Genomic DNA, 16,433 nt, shown 5'->3' on the forward strand with positions numbered 1-16,433 from the left:
GAAAACCCCACGAGGACGTTCCTCGTGGGGTTTTATTAGGCTCTTGCAGCAGTGTTATGCCGATGCAAGCATTCCCTTTTCACGTGCCAGTTCACGCATTTTCTTTTGCAGCTTTTCAAAGGCGCGCACTTCGATCTGACGAATACGCTCGCGGCTGACATTATATTGCGTGCTCAATTCCTCGAGCGTGACGGGCTGATCCATCAGGCGGCGCTGGGTCAGAATGTCCTTTTCACGGTCATTCAGGACGTCCAGTGCTGCTGTCAGCAACTCGCGCCGCGCTTCAAGCTCGTCGCGCGCCTCATAGTCGCCTGCCTGATCGGCGTCCTCGTCCTCTAGCCAATCCTGCCACTGCATGGTTCCTTCGCCTTCGGACCCGACGGTCGCGTTCAGCGACGCATCGCCGCCGGACATGCGGCGGTTCATGCTGATCACGTCATCTTCGGACACGCCGAGATCATTGGCGATCTGGGCAACGTTTTCTGGGCGAAGGTCACCCTCCTCCAGCGCGCCGATGCGGGCTTTGGCCTTGCGCAGGTTAAAGAACAGCTTCTTCTGCGCCGAGGTCGTCCCCAGCTTGACCATCGACCACGATCTCAGGACGTATTCCTGAATCGAGGCGCGGATCCACCACATTGCATAGGTCGCCAGACGAAACCCTTTTTCCGGGTCAAACTTTTTGACGGCCTGCATCAGGCCCACATTGGCTTCGGAAATCACCTCGGCCTGCGGCAGGCCATAGCCGCGGTACCCCATCGCGATCTTGGCCGCGAGGCGCAAATGCGACGTCACCATTTTGTGCGCAGCTTCGGTGTCTTGCTCTTCAACCCAACGCTTGGCCAGCATGTATTCTTCTTCCGGCTCAAGCAGGGGAAATTTGCGAATCTCCTGCATGTAACGGTTCAATCCACCTTCGGGCGTTGGCGCGGGGAGATTTGCATAATTTGCCATGTATCATGTCCCTTCAGTAAATGTTTACTTCTTTAACATAGGATATGGGTCACCAATCCTGTCTTTCAAGAGGGAGCGGTAACAGTTTGGGATTAAGCTTTGATTAAGGAAAGGTAAGAATGCGTTAATCACGCCATTTTGCGGTTCATTTCACTTCCCGCGCAATCGCGAGATAAGGCCTTGCATGTCATCCGGCAAGGGCGCCTCGAACCGCAGATTTTCTCCTGTAACAGGATGCTCAAAGCCCAACACTGTTGCGTGAAGGGCCTGCCGTTCAAATCCACGGGCTGCTTGCGCCGCGCCCTCATCGATCGCTTTGGCAGGTAGCTTGCGTTTGTTTCCATAAACAGGGTCGCCAACCAGACCGTGACCCGCATGGGCCATATGAACGCGGATTTGATGCGTTCGCCCGGTTTCGAGCCAGCATTCGATCATCGCCAGAACACCTGGGGATCCAAAAGTTTCGATAACACGAGCACGCGTCACTGCATGGCGGCCGCCATGAAACAGCACGGCCTGCCTTTGTCGGTCCGTCTTGTGCCGCGCCAGCTGGGTTGTCAGGCGCAGGATATTGCCGGGCTCGAAACTGACACCCTTGATGCCGCGCAGGCGTGGATCGTTTGCATCCGGCACGCCATAACAGATGGCGCGGTAGTAACGTTCAACGCTATGAGCTTCGAACTGAGCTGCCAGTCCCTGATGCGCCGCATCCGACTTGGCGACAACCAAAAGACCGCTGGTATCCTTGTCGATCCTGTGCACGATGCCGGGGCGCTTTACCCCTCCGACGCCCGACAGGTCCTTCCCGCAATGGTGCAACAAAGCGTTCACCAGAGTGCCACTGGGGGAGCCCGGCGCAGGATGTACAACCATCCCCGCCGGTTTGTTGACCACAATCAGGTCGGTGTCTTCGAACACGACGTCCAGCGGAATATCTTCGGGGCCGATGTGGCTGTCTTCGGCGTCTTCCACATCAATGGTGACCAACGCCCCTTCCGGCACCTTAGCCTTTGGGTCAGTGGTCAGGACGCCGTTCACCGAAACCGTGCCGTTTTCGATCAGCCGGGCCAAACGTGTCCGCGACAGGTTCGCCTCGTCTGGCACATCCCGCGAAAGCGCCTTATCAAGGCGTGGCGGCGGCGCAGCCGCAATAACAAACTCTATCCGGCGAGTGCTCATGACTGTCCCTTCCGAACCGCAAGAACCGCAGGAAACGCCACAGCTCAGGCTGCTCAGGCGCATGGTCATGCTGTTGACCGCGGTGATGATTGGCGGCGTTCTAGTCACATTCGCGCTGATTGTCATCCGGCTATCGGACCGAACACCGACGCTGCCGGATCAGGTCGAATTGCCCGATGGCGCAAAGGCACAGGCCGTGACCATCGGAAACAACTGGTACGCGGTCGTGACCGACGATCAACGTATCCTGATTTTCGACAAGACAACCGGGAAACTCAGGCAGGAAGTTGCAGTCGAATAACGGTTTGCAAGCAATTTCCGCTGTAAGAGGAAATTAAGATACAAAGACCGGTGCGCGTCTGGCAATGAACACCCAGCTGGGCAGAATCTGCAAAACGCGGACTTGAAACAAGTGCCCGAAGCAAGGAAAGTTGTCCGAAAATCGCGGATGGGCTTTGCTTCGGCGGAAAACCATCAATCCCGGCGGCAACGTCACGAGGCGGAACAAGATGAGCGGACACAAGGTTGTAATCACGACATTCAAGAACGAAGCCCCCTACATTCTTGAATGGGTCGCGTTCTACAAGGTCCTTGGATTTGACGACATCGTTGTCTTCACAAATGACTGCACTGACGGCACCAATCGAATCCTGACCCGCCTTCAGGAGTTGGGGCAAGTCACGTTTCAGATCAACAAAGTCGGCCCTGGTGGTGTTCACAGGTCAGCTTTGCGTCAGGCGCGCAGGCTGGATACGGTCAAAAAGGCCGACTGGGTTTTTGTCTGCGATATTGACGAGTTTCTGAACATCCACGTCGGAAATCACAAAATCGACGACCTGATACAGGCAACGGGCAGCGAGGTTGACGCAATCAGCGTCCCCTGGAAGCTTTTTTCGAACAACGGCAAAAGCATTTTGCGCAACACCTTGGTCATGAAACAGTTCACAGATGCTGAGTTGCCGCCTGTCTCGGGCGGCGCAACGCGCAGGTTCGTCAAGACGCTGTTCAAACCCAACGAGAAGTTTCAACGGATCGGTCTGCATGGCCCGGTTCTGCGGCCTGAATTCCAGAATGACCTTGTCTGGTCGGTTCCCGGCGGTGCCCGCAAAAGTCACAACCCTATGGGCGGCCACGTCCAGCCACCCTTTGGGTACGACGTCGCCCAGCTCAATCACTATGCGGTCCGGTCGATCGAAGCCTATTTGCTGAAACGGCACCGTGGTCGGGCAAATCACATGTCGCATGTGTTGGGCACCGATTACTGGGATCGTTGGAACCGTGGCGGTGAACAGGACGAAACCATTCACCGATATCTGCCCGAGGTTGAGGAAAAGCTGGAGGAGTACTACGCGGACGCGATGCTGGCCAGGTTGCACAAGAAAGGGTTCAACTGGCACAAATCGATGGTGTCCGAACTTATCCAGCAACCCGAATACGTTGAATTAAAAGGAAAATGTGCAACCCGTAAAACGGAAGAGGCCCCACCAAAGGAACGGCCCGGCATTGCCCCACGTGCGGCAATGCCTTTGGAACAGATTCTGCGCCCTCAGGACGGCGATACCCTTCCCGACATCGGATCGCTGTGGATCGGTGAAAGGCTAAGCTTCGTCGAACAGATGTGCCTGCTGTCGTTTGTCAGGCAAGGCCATTCTGTAACACTGTTCACCTATGGCGATGTCGCTAATGTCCCCGAAGACGTCAATGTCGTAGACGCCCGCGAAGTTCACGATCCCAATGAGATTCTGTTGAGCCGGTTCGGCACCCCGGTTGTGCAATCGGACATTTTCCGGCTGAAGCTAATTGAACAGACCGGGATGGTTTGGGCCGATGCCGATGTGTACTGCCTGAACCCGGTCCAGAGAAACTCGGGACATGTACACGGGTTCGATTCAAAAACCTCTGTCTGCAATGCGCTGTTGGGATTGCCCGCGGACAGTCAGGCGCTGCGGCGTTACCTGAACTATGTCTCGGACCCCTATCCGATTGCTCCGTGGGAGAGCGCCGAGAAACAGGCCGAAGCCCGAACATTGAAGGCTGCCGGCCAGTGGAAACATGCAAGCGATCAGCGGCATGATATCTTCGGCCCGCCCGCGCTGACGCATTTCCTGACCTCGACCGGGGAAATCCAGTATTCCGAAGCAGCCGAAGTGTACTATCCGGTAAGCTTTAAACGGCTGGATGATCTGCTCAGATCGTCGAACCCTCAACCTGATTTCCTGACCGAAGATACACGAACGGTCCACCTGTGGGGTCGGAGGTTGCGCTGGCGCCTGCCCCAGTTGGGCATACAGGAAGGGGGCTTCATCCATTCGGCCCTGAGAGATCTGGAGATCAACCCCCAATCCGCCCCATTGGAAAAAGAGCTGCAGACCGCAGAGTGACCACAGTGTTCAAACAGCACTCGGGATTGTGGAAAAATCCCAGCCAATAAAGCGGGTCACCCCCCCTGACTGTCCTGCTGGGCCAGTTGCTCCCGGTAACGCTGGACCAGCTCTTTTTTCCATGTGCTCGATTGTTTCTTCACCATCGACCAGTCTCTGGTCGGGGCTTCGGAGATTCCAAAGTGGTCGAGCATCGGAAAGGGATCTTTGACAACGTCCTCGTAAAAGAACTTCTCGCAGCTAATTGACGCAACACGTAAAAAACGGTTCAACCGTTGCTCCATCTGATCAAGCCTCACGTGTGCTTTGCGAATTTCGTCAAAGTCATACGAGACTTCCTCCCCTTCGCCGAAGGCAGAACTCCAGACCCCGTTCATTTTTGCGACATAATATGACACCGCCTGCGAAACTCTGTCCTTTCTGCCGATGCGCGCATACCTGAACTCGGTGACAGTGGCGGGCCAGTAAGGTTTGGCGCCGCGCCAATCCGGCAGATGACCGGCATGAACGTTCACCCCCAGCATCCCCGTGGGGCCGGTCCTGTGCTTGATGAGTGCCTGAACGTATGCGGCATTGTCTTCCTTATCTACGCCCCAGCGTGCCGCCAGCGCAGGGCGGTATTGATGAGACTGGAAATACTCGTGAGGAACACAAACACCGGTTCTGCGGATCAGATCGCTGGCAAAGGTGCTTCCACTTCTTGGCGTACTGAGAATTACAATTAGAGTGGTAGGCTGCGTGACCTCGCGCGAGTCGAACGCTGCATCGCAAAAATCACCTTTGGGAATCTCCATTTTCAGCACCTCCCTCGTAGATTTCTACCGGGTATGAGCCCGAAATACACCCGCGCGACATCAAAAATCGACGCCTCAGCACCCATGATTTCCACCATTATCCGCCGACACCCTGCAGCAGTGCTGCGCTTTGAACCTCTGGGCGGATATCCCACGCAAAATCCTGCCCCTGTTGTCTGAGGCTCAACAATTCGGAATCGCTCAAATCCAGCATGTCTCTCATCCGAAACATCAGTGATCGCTTGTTCTTGGGCGTGTGAAGATAGGCATGAAGCGGTTCGGGAAGATGTTGGCGCAGCGCTATTACGTCCGGTCCAATAACTGGCAATCCCATCGTCAGCGCCATTTTGACCGAACCGGACGTCAGCAACCGATCAAAGGGCGCAACGCAAACGTGGCACGAACCGACAACACGGACAAATTCATCATTGGGTAGATACTGGTCGTGAAACGTCACGTTCTCCATCTCGCGAATGCGGTGTGAACCTCGCTTTTCGCTGCGGGTAATCTTACCTGCAATTTCCAGTTCCCAATCGTTTCTGCGCTTGCCAAGCGCCGCCAACCCGGCCCACAGCAATTGCCCTCCTCTGTTTTCCTGAACCCTGCCAATGTGGACAAAAGCCCTGTTCTTGCGATCCGGCAAGATATCCCTGCGCCTGCGCGTCACCTCTTCGACTTCATAGAAGCCAAAGTAACTGGGGTGAGCTACAACAAGAAACTTCTCAGCTGGTATATCGTAGTTCTCGGCCAGCAGTTGTTTGGCATATGGCGTGTGGACATGCACGACATCCGAAACCGTCATCAACATCCGACGCACCTGATCAATCAAATCCATGTTGCGTGCGGAATTGTGCGGGTAATAATTATGAGCCGTCCAAACGATGCGAACGCCCTTTTCCTTCAGCTTCAAAAGACCGGATTCCACCGATTTCAATCTGTCTACATGTTGCGGCTCATCTCTGCGGTCACCGAACTGACGATCCTCCCAGTGAATCCAGAAAATATCACCTTTTTCAGCCGACGGACTTTCGCCCCCATGGAATTTACTCAATGGAAATACACGTTGTTCATAGCCATGGAAGGCACTGTAGATCATCCCCAAATAGGGATTCTGACGAGACCCCGTAGTTATGAAGAGCTTGGGCATATGTGAAATATCAATCCTTAGGTACCTGTGCCCGCACCCGCGATGTCGGGGCGTCGTATCGCACAACCGGCGTTTCAATCACTCTTTCTGAAGCAAATGGTGCCATCGATCAAGCAACGGAAAACACAACGTAACGCACCAAATTCCCGGGTGCCAATCGGAGAAGCACATGGCTTCTATTTTGACAAGCAGAGCGGAATGCCGCTAGATCGGCTGGACATGAAAGAGCAGAGACAGGCAATGACAGCAGAAACGGCCAAAGAAAACCGCAAGCAACCAAAAGCATCCGGAAAAACAGCGTCAGCCCAGAAATCGACCAAAAAGCGGCGCCTGTCCAAAGATCAGGTGCGCGAGGTCTTTCTTTCGCGTCTGCCAAAGGGAGGGGTCGCCATTGAAATCGGTGTCTGGCACGGCGACTTTTCTGTTCAAATTCTGAAAGCTCTGGAACCCGAGAAACTGTTTCTCATAGACCCATGGGCAAATGTTACCGACTCCAGCCATTCCGAGGCGTTCGCGGGACGGACTGAAGACACAAAAATGGAGCGGATTTTCAACAAGGTGAAAAAGCGCTTTGGCAAGGAGATTTCGGCTGGCCGGGTCGAACTCATCCGGGAATTCTCGGGAACTGCACTTGAAGGGTTCGAAGCGGAAAGCATCGATTTCGCGTATGTGGACGGCGACCATTCCTATGAAGGTGTTTGTGCAGACCTGAAGGCCCTTTTCCCCAAGATGAAAACCGGTGGCATCATGGCATTCGACGACTACCATCGCCGCGGCTGGTGGGGAGATGGTGTCATTCGGGCGATCAACGAGTTTTTGGGGCAATATCCTGACCGGATGCGGATCAGAACCGTTGCAGGTGCACAGATCGCAATTGAAAAAATCGAACCGCTGGATGAAGTGACAGGCTAGGCACTCCGCACAGGCGACCGGGTGCACTGACCACATCAATCGGCAGATAATCAACGGACTTTCCTTGCGACTTATCGTGACAACCATGAAAGACGAAGGCCCGTTCCTTCTGGAATGGGTGGCCTATCATCTTTCAATCGGTTTTGACCACTTCATCATTTGTACCAACGATTGTTCCGACGGCACCGATCAGATCGCTGAACGGTTGCAGGAACTGGGACTGGTTTCACATATCAAAAACCCGGGACCGTGGGAAAAAGGCCCTCAGAGTGGGGCCTATGACAAAGCGATGGCCCATCCAAAACTGGCTGATGCCGAATGGATATTCGTCTGTGATGCTGACGAGTTTCTGAATATCAAAGTTGGCGACGGAACTCTGGATGCTTTGTTTCAGGCGGTACCCGAAGCCAATATGTTCTCATTCAACTGGCAACTGTTTGGGCACGGCGGAGTGGTGGATTTCAATGATCAATTCGTCACCGAGCAATTCACCCGTTCGGCGCACCCCTATCAACAATGGCCCGCAACGTGCCGGGCCTTCAAAACCCTGTACCGCGGAGACGTTCCTTTTTCTCAGTTGTCTACTCACCGACCCAAGAAGCTCGACAAAGGGCAGTTCAAGAAACTGAAATGGGTTGATGGCGATGGCGACGACATGACCAAACCGTTTGCCTACCTCGGCTGGAATGGTGACAACGTCGGGGTTGGATTTGGAAATGATCTTGCAAGGATCAACCATTATGCAGTGCGGTCCTTACAGTCTTTCCTGATGAAACGCATACGCGGAGACGTGAATACAACCACGTTTCACAAAAAGATGGAGGCGTCCGGTGCCGAGTATTGGCGGCTTCACTGCTGGAACAATGTCGAAGACCTGTCAATTCAGCGTTTTTCAGGACGTGTCAGAATCAAATTTAATGAACTGATAAGCGATCCTGAACTGAAAGAGCTGCACGCCACGGCCTATCAGTATCATAAGACAAAAATCGACGAAGTCATTCAGACCGATGCGGCGCGGGCCTTCATGGACAGGTATTCCGACTATGAAACCCCCGAAACCTGGCTGATTGGAGAAGATGGCGTCATATGCCCAACGCTGAAGTTTGTACGCCAGAATAACAGTCGTAAGGAATTTAATCTGGAGTCGTATAGCCGCCAGCTTTTGGCCATGCGACAGGCACATGTTCATCATTATCGGAAACACAATCGCCTGCCGTGGTTTGCAAATCTTGACTCGTTGGGGGTGAGTTTCTCGGCACAAGGCCAGTCGCCCGAAGAAGCCCCAGAGAATTTGCGGCCGATCAGTGAAAGTAATCTGAAAGACATTCCTTCCACGGGGTTTCAAGACCGCCCAAAGCGCCAGCAAATGCGCAAACGTGCAATACAATCAATTGGAAAGCGGAATAAAACCTGGGCACTTCTGAACGCGGAGAACCCTCAGGTCGCCAAAGAGATACTTGAACTGAAAAAACCTGAAAAGCTGTATGTAATCTCGCCGTGGGGTTACAAATCCACGCATCACTCCATTGCCGTCAATCGCCGCAATCCCGATGCGAGCCTGATCGCCGAGGATGTTGCTTTTCTGGAATACGTGGCGCTTTTTTCCAACGAAATTGAAAGCGGGCAGCTGTCGCTTATTCGGGGGATACCACGGAATGTAATGAAGGTGTTTCCAGCGCACAGTCTGGATGTCGCTTTCCTTTCAGGAGCCATGGCCGATCCGGCAACTGAGGCGGCGTTCAGAAAGGTTTTGACGCGGGTGTCACCGGGTGGAAACCTGATATTGGACAGTTACCATCGCCGGGGTTCGCATGGTGACGCAAACCTTCGCAATCTGCATAGAATTCTGGGGAAACACCCTTCGACCCTTCGGTTTCAATCGATTGAAGGCGCTCATTGCGTATTGAACGTCCTGTCAGAGGAACCATAGAATCGGCGCCATTCGAGTGCGGCGACTGGCAACCAAGGTGGTCGCTATCAATTTCTGGTGGATGAAGGCTTTATGGTACCGCCTCCCTGGCTTGAACAGGGGACCTCTGGATCCACAATCCAGCGCTCTAACCAACTGAGCTAAGGCGGCACTCGTGAGGGGCGATTTACCGAACACATACGCGGAATGCAAGAGGATTAAAGCTGAATTCTCCAGCTTTGTTCGACCAGATCGACACCAAAGGAATGCACAGGTTTGCTGCCGACTAATTCCCATCCGGTGGACCGATACAGACCACAGGCAACCCTGTGACTTTCATGTGTCCACAGAACCATTTCGCGATATCCCGTTTGCCGCGCAAAGCTCATGCAGGTTGCCAACAGGCGTTTGCCAAGCCCCTGCCCCCGAGCTTCGGGAACAAGAAGAAAAAGCCGCAATTTGGCAGTCTGCTCATCTTGGGACACACAAAAAATGCTGCCCAGTCTCTGACCTGAACTTTCGGCGATCCATCCCCTTTCCCGCTGAGGATCGTGGTTGGAATTGAAATCATTCAGGATTTCGGCAACCAACGTTGCGAACGTGCCATCAAAGCCTTCGTCACGGGCATAAAGCTGATCATGACGTTCAACCAGCCAGGGCGCGTCAGCCGAGCAGAATTCTCTGATTACGATGTCATCCATGGCCGCCGCAAAGTCCGCTTGATTCTCAATCCGTTGCAGGCTAGCACAAATGCTCATTCCCGGAGGCCGACATGAGCATCAATACCGAGCGCGACATCGAAGCGAATCTTCAGATCGGTCCGACCGATCGGGGCATGGTGCGCTTGTTCATCGAGGCGGACGGCCTTGAGATTCCTATGGATTTCACCCCCGAAGAAGCCGAGGAAATCGCAGAGGAAATTCGCGCTGCTGCTCAGGCGGCCCGAAGCGTCAAGGGCTGACGCTCACAGCCTGGGATCGCGAAGCGTGTTCAATCGCCTGGCGGCATCCATTGCAAATTTCTGAATCATCTTTTTTCTGCGCGCTGGCGCTACCTTGGCTTCCGGCGCCATCCGAATGATTTCGGCATCATAGGCATCGGCAATGATCAGTCCGGTTTCCGCTGGCAGGATGTCTGTGGGGAAGTCAGTGCCAACCGCCCAGAAGAATCGGTCACACCACTCCAGATAGCCTTGCCATTTTGCGTCGGATTGAAAATCGGCCAGACTGGATTTGCACTCGACAACCCAAAGCTCACCCTTTGGCCCAAGGCCCATAACATCCACGCGCAAGCCGCGCATCGGAACAAATTCCTCAATCGAAACAAAGCCATGGCCGATCAAGTGACGCGATACACCACGCGCAAGCTTTTGTCCGGGTTGCAAGTCCAACATCATACTCCAAGGGTGAACAATTCATGAACAAAATGCAAGCAAATACAATCTTGACATGATACCATATGGTATCCAATTAATATGATACTGTTTGGTATCGTATGTGAGGTGACAATGAACACTCAGAATGCGTTTCGTGCACTGGCTGATCCAACCCGGCGAGAAATCGTTCAGTTGCTGGCATCAGAAGACATGACCATTTCACAGCTGACCGACCGCTTCGACATGACACGGGCGGCCGTCAAAAAGCACCTGACAGTTTTGTCTGACGGCGGCCTGATCACAGTTGAGCCACGCGGGCGCGAACGTATCAACCGCCTGAATCCCGTCGGAATGAAACCCGTGATCGACTGGTTCAACTATTTCGACGAGTTCTGGGATGATCGACTTGCCAGACTAAAGGAAGCCATTGAAAGGATTGAGGAATGACCCCCACCGTTTTGCAAAAGACCATTTTCCTGCGCGCAACGCCTGAAACTGTCTGGGCCTATCTGACAGACCCCGACCGGCTGGCCGAGTGGTTCCACAAGCCCGAGCGCCCATTGACCGAAGGCAACAAGCTGGAGATGTTCGGGACAACCAGCGGTGATCTGTTGATCTGGGGCGAAGTCCGCGTCGCCAACCCGCCGAATTACCTGGAATACACGTTCACGGTTAAGCCGATGGGTGATGTGGTCAGCGTCGTCAAATGGATGCTTGAACCTGTTTCCGGTGGCACCAGACTTGCCCTGCAACACGAAGGTCTACCGCAATCAGCGGACGCTTTTGGTTTGATCCTGTCGCTGGACAAGGGCTGGGACGAGCATTTTGGCAAGTTGCGCACGGCTTTGCACGAAACTGTGGCTGCATGACCCCTTGTGCAATGCGCATTCGCGCCCTACTTAGGCGCGTGGCGGGTTCTGCCCTTCTTGTGACTGGTAGCATTCTGGTGGCCTTAAGCAATTCCGAGGGGGCTGGCTCTGTTCAGATCCTGGTCTGATTACCTGGCGCCCACCTGTACATACAGGTCCTCGGGAATCACACCGCACGGTTGACTGGTGGTCCCGCCACATTTTTCCTTGAATTATAATTACTTCGCCGATGGTGCGTCCTGACGGATCACGGCAGGTTCAAAGCTGTGCACTACGGGCGAACCACGACGCGGGCCGCCCGGCTTTTCGGCCATGCTCATGATCGCATAGGCAAATTGGACCCCGGCGAAAACGATGCCGTTCATGAACCAGATCATAAGCAGCGCAATCAGACCAATGTCCGATCCGGTGATCAAACTGCGCAAGTTGGCCACGTTCAGCGCCAGCAGCACCCCGACAAAGATTGCAGAGATCACAAATCCCCAAACAACTTGCGTGATGTAAAGGCGGATCAGTTTGGGCATGACAAAGCTCCTTGTCTGATACAGGGATGATAGCGCATGGTCGGGCGGAGTAAATCGCTACCCACCGGGTGCGACACTATTTTCGGAGTTTCAATGAATGCCCTCAGCCTGTTCACGCTCGATCTTCTCGAAGAGCTTTCCCTGCGTCACGACGACCAAGAGCGTTGGGAGTTCACATTAGACCGGCTGGCCGAGATCGGTTTCAATGCCCTGAACATGCTTTGTTTCACGCCCGAGACCGGAGCGATCCATTGGGTGCGCAGCTCAATGTCCAAAGGCTGGCTGAATCGTTATGACAGCGAAGGTTATGCAGAAGCGGACCCCATGCTGGCGCAGGTTCAGAACGGGAAAGAAAGCCTTTATGTACAGGCCGCAAGCCTGAGATCGGCGGATGGCCATTCCGACAAGGCACTGGCCTTGAATCACGACCTTGAAAAGGCCGGGTATATTCACCTCTATTCTCTGGTGGTGCCGTGCCCTGACAATGAGGCCAAACTGGTGGTGCTGTCTTCGGATCAACAGGACGCCCAGCTTATGATGACAGAGCGGCAACGAGAAATGCGCGTTCTGGCCACTGTGCTGGCCACCAATCTGGGCTCAGATATCCCCAGCAATCATGGCCGCGTCTACGATATTATCAGCATCGCTCCGACCATACCGGACATGACGCCACGTGAATTGCAGGTCATGAACCTGCTGGCGCTTGGTCACCGGAATGACAGGATTGCAGAATTATTGGGTTTGTCCGAGGTCACGGTACGCACGCATCTGAAAAACGCGCGCGATAAACTTCGCGCCCCGACCCGTGAATCCGCACTGGTCCGTGCGATGCAACTGGGGCTGATCGATCCTCAGAACTATCGGAATCGATAGCTGGCAGCCAAGCGGCATTCCGGTAGAATCTTGGTGTCTTTGGATAAAACTGTGAGTGGTGAACGCCGAAGGCTTGTTTAAACAAACACATTAAAAAAGTTCAGGCGCAGCTTGCTTCCGTGGCTGCGCCTTATTCTTTTGGTCTGATGTATTAGATCAGAACGCTTCGGGCTTGGCCTCACGCGCCATGTGATCCAGCACGGCGTTCACGAATTTCGGCTCTTTGCCTTCAGGGAAAAAGGCACGCGCCACGTCGACGAATTCGGTGATGACCACCTTGGGTGGCGTGTCGTCTTGTGTCAGTTCAGCCCCGGCTGCCCGGAAGGTCGCGCGCAAGGTCGGGTCGATGCGGGCAATCGGCCATTTCGCGACCAGAGCGCGGTCGGTCATCTGGTCAATCGGCGCCTGATAATTCACAGCATCCTCGACCAGCTTGCGGAACACGCGGATATCGCCGTCCAGCATTTCCTCACCTTCGTAGACAGCGCCGAAACGGTGGTCCAGAAACTCATTCACAACCTGTTCGGTCGTCTGGCCCGACTGCTCCATCTGGAACAGCGCCTGCACGGCATAAAGCCGGGCGGCGGACTTCATCAAGCGTTTCTGGTTGGCCGGCTTCGGCGCGTCTGTCTGGGTCATGCGGTCGTGGATCCGTTGCTGTCGCCCGCCACAAGGATGGACTCGGACGGCGGCTTGAAACCAACGCCCTTTTTGGAAGAGCCCCACTTACGGCTGAGCGCGATCAGATGCAAGGCCGCAGCGGCCGCCCCGCCGCCTTTATTCATCTTTTCAGGATTTGCGCGAACTTCGGCCTGATCGTCATTTTCCACGGTCAGGATACCATTGCCGATGCACAGCCCCTGCAGACCCATCAACTGAATGGCGCGGCTGGAGTCATTGCAGACGGTTTCATAATGCGTGGTCTCGCCGCGAATGACACATCCCAGCGCGACATAGCCATCGAAATTGCACTGGCGATCAGCCATCGCGATGGCAGTGGGGATTTCCAGCGCACCGGGCACTTCGACGACCTCACAGGTGCCGCCTGCCCCTTCGATTTCGGCCTTGGCACCGGCGACCAGATTGTCGGCGATGGCCCGATAGAACGGGGCCACTACAATCAGCAGCTTGACCGGTTCGTCGAATGTCGGCGTCGGCAGCACGCCGTGTTTGTCTTGTTCAGCCACGATCAGTCATCCTTGAGAATGGAGCGGGTTCCGACGATGGACAGGCCAAACGCGTCGAGCCCAAGATATACAGTTTCCGGCGAGTCGGTCAGCAACACCAGTTCCTGAATGCCCATCTTGGACAGGATCTGCGCGCCCAGACCGGTTTGTTTGATGGTGCGCGGACCTTCGTCCTCGGCCGCGTAGAGAGAGTTGTGGGGCTGGCGGAACAGGCAGACCACACCGCGCCCCTCCTCGGCAATCTTCTCCATCGCGCGCGGCAGTTCCTTAGGGGATTTCGGACCCAACCCCAGAATGTCCGGCGCCTCGTGCAGCGCATGGGTGCGGGTCAGAACCGGCTCAGCAGTGGTAATGTCACCCTTGATCATGACCACATGCTCAATGCCGTGCGTCTGGTCGGTGAACAGGCGCATCTCCCACTCGCCACCATGTTCCGAAGTGACGGTTTCGCGAGAGGTCTCGACAACCAGATTGTCGTTGCGCGATCGGTACGTGATCAGATCGCTGATGGTGCCGATCTTCATGTCGTGCTCTTGCGCAAAGGCCACCAGATCGGGAAGGCGCGCCATTGTTCCATCGGGCTTCATGATCTCGCAGATCACGCCAGAAGGGTTCAAACCCGCCAAACGTGAGATATCGACTGCAGCCTCGGTATGGCCAGCCCGCACAAGCACCCCGCCCCGCTTGGCGCGCAGAGGGAAGATATGGCCGGGGGTGGCGATATGCGCCATCGTGTTCTGCTCATTGATCGCTGTCGCCACGGTCAGCGCGCGGTCGGCAGCCGAGATGCCGGTTGAAACACCTTCACGCGCCTCGATGGACACAGTGAATGCAGTTTCATGGCGTGAAGAGTTGTTGACGGCCATCATCGGCAGGCCCAGTGCGTCTACCCGTTCGGCTGTCATCGGCAAGCAGATCAGCCCGCGCCCGTGGGTGGCCATAAAATTGATCGCATCGGCATCCGCGAATTCGGCCGCAATGACCAGATCGCCTTCGTTCTCGCGATCCTCATGATCGACAAGAATGTACATCCGGCCTTTGCGCGCCTCTTCGATGATCTCTTCGATCGGGCTTATCGCGTCACGCAGTTGGGCCTCGACGGGTCCTGGGGTTTCAAAGCTCATGGGGCAGCCTTTCGCAGAGCATCTCCTGCATGGCGGGATAGACCACCCGGGGCGCAAAGGCCAGAGCGCAAACGGCACAGTCGGGGCTGGACGCGGCGTTGCCGGGGCGGATAGCGTGCGCGGAGAAACGAAGGAGAACGCCAATGCGCCTGTCCCGCATGATCACTGCCGTCGAAGCGCATGCAGAAGGAGAGCCGGGGCGCGTCATCACCGGCGGCCTGCCACATATCCCCGGACATTCGGTCTTTGAAAAGATGCAGTGGATGCAGTCAAATCTGGACGACGTCCGGCTGATGATGCTGCGTGAACCGCGCGGCAATCCGGGGCTGTGTTGCAACGCGCTGGTTCCGCCAAGCCATCCAGATGCGGATGCTGGGTTTATCATCATGGAGCAGACGGAATATCCGCCCATGTCGGGTTCGAACACGATTTGCGTTGTCACCGTGCTGCTGGAAACCGGTATCCTGCCAATGGTCGAGCCGGTCACGGAACTGACACTCGAAGCGCCTGCCGGGCTGATCAACGTGCGCGCCGAGTGCCGCGATGGCAAGGTCACCCGCGTTGAATTCCGCAATGTACCGGCTTTTGCGATGCATCTGGACGCACATATCGAAGTTGCCGGCCTTGGAACCGTTACCGTCGATGTTGCGTGGGGCGGGATGTTCTTCGTTCTGGCCGAAGCCGAACCCCTTGGAATTTCTCTGGATGCAGAGAACGGGTCAGAGATCGTCCGTATCTCGGAAGCGATCCGTCACGCCACGGTCGAGCAATTGCCCGTGCAGCACCCGGAAAACCCTGACATTTCAGGGCCGACGATCACGAACCTGTGGGGACCTCCGATAGACGCAGGTACGCATGGCCGGGGCGCAATCACCATTTCCACCGGTAACTTCGACCCCGAAAAGCCCCACGACGCATCCGGAATCCTAGACCGTTCGCCTTGCGGCACGGGCACTTGCGCCAAAATGGCGGTTCTTCATGCACGCGGGCTACTGCAAGCTGGGCAGGATTACGTGAATGCGGGCCCCCTAGGGACGACCTTTACGGGCCGCATCGTCGAAACCACGACTGTTGGCCCCTACTCCGCCATTGTTCCGACATTGTCCGGACAAGGCTGGATACACGGAACCGCAAATTGGTCACTTGATCCGAGCGATCCGTTCCCATCCGGATATACGGTTGGCGATATGTGGTGATGAGAGCGGCCT

General features: G+C 55.3%; 19 protein-coding genes and 1 tRNA gene. 9 read left to right on the plus strand and 11 right to left on the minus strand.

Annotated elements, in window-relative coordinates; all coding sequences use genetic code 11:
- Window positions 1–54: 54 nt before the first annotated feature.
- Window positions 55–951 (minus strand): RNA polymerase sigma factor RpoH, encoded by an 897-nt coding sequence (rpoH, locus tag ACR0D6_RS01065; protein ID WP_170650463.1) that lies wholly within the window; start codon window positions 949–951, stop codon window positions 55–57.
- Between the two features lie 150 nt (window positions 952–1,101).
- On the minus strand, window positions 1,102–2,130 hold the full coding sequence (locus tag ACR0D6_RS01070) for an RluA family pseudouridine synthase (protein WP_480764151.1): 1,029 nt from the start codon (window positions 2,128–2,130) through the stop codon (window positions 1,102–1,104).
- Between ACR0D6_RS01070 and ACR0D6_RS01075 the strand changes: the two genes are divergently transcribed.
- Window positions 2,129–2,431 carry a DUF6476 family protein gene (locus tag ACR0D6_RS01075; protein ID WP_480764152.1) on the plus strand — a complete coding sequence of 101 codons (303 nt, stop codon included), beginning with the start codon at window positions 2,129–2,131 and terminating at the stop codon, window positions 2,429–2,431. The two genes, ACR0D6_RS01070 and ACR0D6_RS01075, sit on opposite strands and share 2 nt — an antisense overlap.
- A 208-nt stretch (window positions 2,432–2,639) precedes the next feature.
- A complete protein-coding gene (locus tag ACR0D6_RS01080; RefSeq protein ID WP_480764153.1) occupies window positions 2,640–4,511 on the plus strand; it encodes a glycosyltransferase family 2 protein in 1,872 nt (623 codons plus the stop codon).
- A 56-nt stretch (window positions 4,512–4,567) separates the two neighbouring features.
- Here the strand turns inward: ACR0D6_RS01080 and ACR0D6_RS01085 are convergent, their stop codons facing one another.
- Both ACR0D6_RS01085 and ACR0D6_RS01090 read right to left on the minus strand, forming a co-directional pair.
- Window positions 4,568–5,305 (minus strand): Stf0 family sulfotransferase, encoded by a 738-nt coding sequence (locus ACR0D6_RS01085; protein WP_480764154.1) that lies wholly within the window; start codon window positions 5,303–5,305, stop codon window positions 4,568–4,570.
- 97 nt (window positions 5,306–5,402) lie between these two features.
- Window positions 5,403–6,401, minus strand: a complete 999-nt coding sequence (locus ACR0D6_RS01090) for a glycosyltransferase (RefSeq protein ID WP_480764155.1) — start codon at window positions 6,399–6,401, stop codon at window positions 5,403–5,405.
- 249 nt (window positions 6,402–6,650) lie between these two features.
- Here ACR0D6_RS01090 and ACR0D6_RS01095 point away from each other — a divergent pair, with 249 nt between their 5' ends.
- Both ACR0D6_RS01095 and ACR0D6_RS01100 read left to right on the plus strand, forming a co-directional pair.
- Complete coding sequence (locus ACR0D6_RS01095; RefSeq protein WP_480764156.1) at window positions 6,651–7,364, plus strand: class I SAM-dependent methyltransferase; 714 nt, start codon at window positions 6,651–6,653, stop codon at window positions 7,362–7,364.
- An 85-nt stretch (window positions 7,365–7,449) separates the two neighbouring features.
- Window positions 7,450–9,294: a glycosyltransferase family 2 protein gene (locus ACR0D6_RS01100; RefSeq protein WP_480764717.1), complete on the plus strand. Its 1,845-nt coding sequence runs from the start codon at window positions 7,450–7,452 to the stop codon at window positions 9,292–9,294.
- A gap of 73 nt (window positions 9,295–9,367) precedes the next feature.
- Here the strand turns inward: ACR0D6_RS01100 and ACR0D6_RS01105 are convergent.
- Window positions 9,368–9,444: transfer RNA gene (locus ACR0D6_RS01105), tRNA-His, on the minus strand.
- Between the two features lie 47 nt (window positions 9,445–9,491).
- A complete protein-coding gene (locus ACR0D6_RS01110) occupies window positions 9,492–9,974 on the minus strand; it encodes a GNAT family N-acetyltransferase (protein WP_480764157.1) in 483 nt (160 codons plus the stop codon).
- A 71-nt stretch (window positions 9,975–10,045) separates the two neighbouring features.
- On the opposite strand from ACR0D6_RS01110, the gene ACR0D6_RS01115 reads away from it, so the two are divergent.
- Window positions 10,046–10,234: a DUF6324 family protein gene (locus ACR0D6_RS01115; protein WP_170650479.1), complete on the plus strand. Its 189-nt coding sequence runs from the start codon at window positions 10,046–10,048 to the stop codon at window positions 10,232–10,234.
- A gap of 3 nt (window positions 10,235–10,237) precedes the next feature.
- Here the strand turns inward: ACR0D6_RS01115 and ACR0D6_RS01120 are convergent, their stop codons facing one another.
- Window positions 10,238–10,669 carry an MmcB family DNA repair protein gene (locus tag ACR0D6_RS01120; RefSeq protein ID WP_480449110.1) on the minus strand — a complete coding sequence of 144 codons (432 nt, stop codon included), beginning with the start codon at window positions 10,667–10,669 and terminating at the stop codon, window positions 10,238–10,240.
- A gap of 111 nt (window positions 10,670–10,780) precedes the next feature.
- Here ACR0D6_RS01120 and ACR0D6_RS01125 point away from each other — a divergent pair, with 111 nt between their 5' ends.
- The gene (locus tag ACR0D6_RS01125; protein ID WP_480764158.1) at window positions 10,781–11,095 is read left to right on the plus strand and encodes an ArsR/SmtB family transcription factor; all 315 of its coding nucleotides are present in this window, start codon (window positions 10,781–10,783) and stop codon (window positions 11,093–11,095) included.
- Window positions 11,092–11,517: an SRPBCC family protein gene (locus ACR0D6_RS01130; protein ID WP_480764159.1), complete on the plus strand. Its 426-nt coding sequence runs from the start codon at window positions 11,092–11,094 to the stop codon at window positions 11,515–11,517. The genes ACR0D6_RS01125 and ACR0D6_RS01130 overlap by 4 nt, the downstream gene beginning before the upstream one ends.
- Window positions 11,518–11,735: 218 nt before the next feature.
- Here the strand turns inward: ACR0D6_RS01130 and ACR0D6_RS01135 are convergent, their stop codons facing one another.
- On the minus strand, window positions 11,736–12,041 hold the full coding sequence (locus ACR0D6_RS01135) for a hypothetical protein (protein WP_170650487.1): 306 nt from the start codon (window positions 12,039–12,041) through the stop codon (window positions 11,736–11,738).
- 93 nt (window positions 12,042–12,134) lie between these two features.
- Between ACR0D6_RS01135 and ACR0D6_RS01140 the strand changes: the two genes are divergently transcribed.
- Window positions 12,135–12,914: a helix-turn-helix transcriptional regulator gene (locus tag ACR0D6_RS01140; protein ID WP_480449107.1), complete on the plus strand. Its 780-nt coding sequence runs from the start codon at window positions 12,135–12,137 to the stop codon at window positions 12,912–12,914.
- Between the two features lie 156 nt (window positions 12,915–13,070).
- Here the strand turns inward: ACR0D6_RS01140 and nusB are convergent, their stop codons facing one another.
- Genes nusB through ribB form a run of 3 tightly spaced genes read right to left on the minus strand, consistent with a single transcriptional unit; the run spans window position 13,071 to window position 15,225 of the window.
- Complete coding sequence (gene nusB / locus ACR0D6_RS01145; protein WP_170650491.1) at window positions 13,071–13,553, minus strand: transcription antitermination factor NusB; 483 nt, start codon at window positions 13,551–13,553, stop codon at window positions 13,071–13,073.
- The gene (locus ACR0D6_RS01150; protein WP_170650493.1) at window positions 13,550–14,101 is read right to left on the minus strand and encodes a 6,7-dimethyl-8-ribityllumazine synthase; all 552 of its coding nucleotides are present in this window, start codon (window positions 14,099–14,101) and stop codon (window positions 13,550–13,552) included. The genes nusB and ACR0D6_RS01150 overlap by 4 nt, the downstream gene beginning before the upstream one ends.
- A gap of 2 nt (window positions 14,102–14,103) precedes the next feature.
- A complete protein-coding gene (gene ribB, locus ACR0D6_RS01155) occupies window positions 14,104–15,225 on the minus strand; it encodes a 3,4-dihydroxy-2-butanone-4-phosphate synthase (RefSeq protein ID WP_480764160.1) in 1,122 nt (373 codons plus the stop codon).
- Window positions 15,226–15,368: 143 nt separating this feature from the next.
- Between ribB and ACR0D6_RS01160 the strand changes: the two genes are divergently transcribed.
- The gene (locus tag ACR0D6_RS01160; RefSeq protein WP_480764161.1) at window positions 15,369–16,421 is read left to right on the plus strand and encodes a proline racemase family protein; all 1,053 of its coding nucleotides are present in this window, start codon (window positions 15,369–15,371) and stop codon (window positions 16,419–16,421) included.
- Window positions 16,422–16,433: the final 12 nt, after the last annotated feature.

The organism is Ruegeria sp. BJ6, assembly GCF_056537885.1.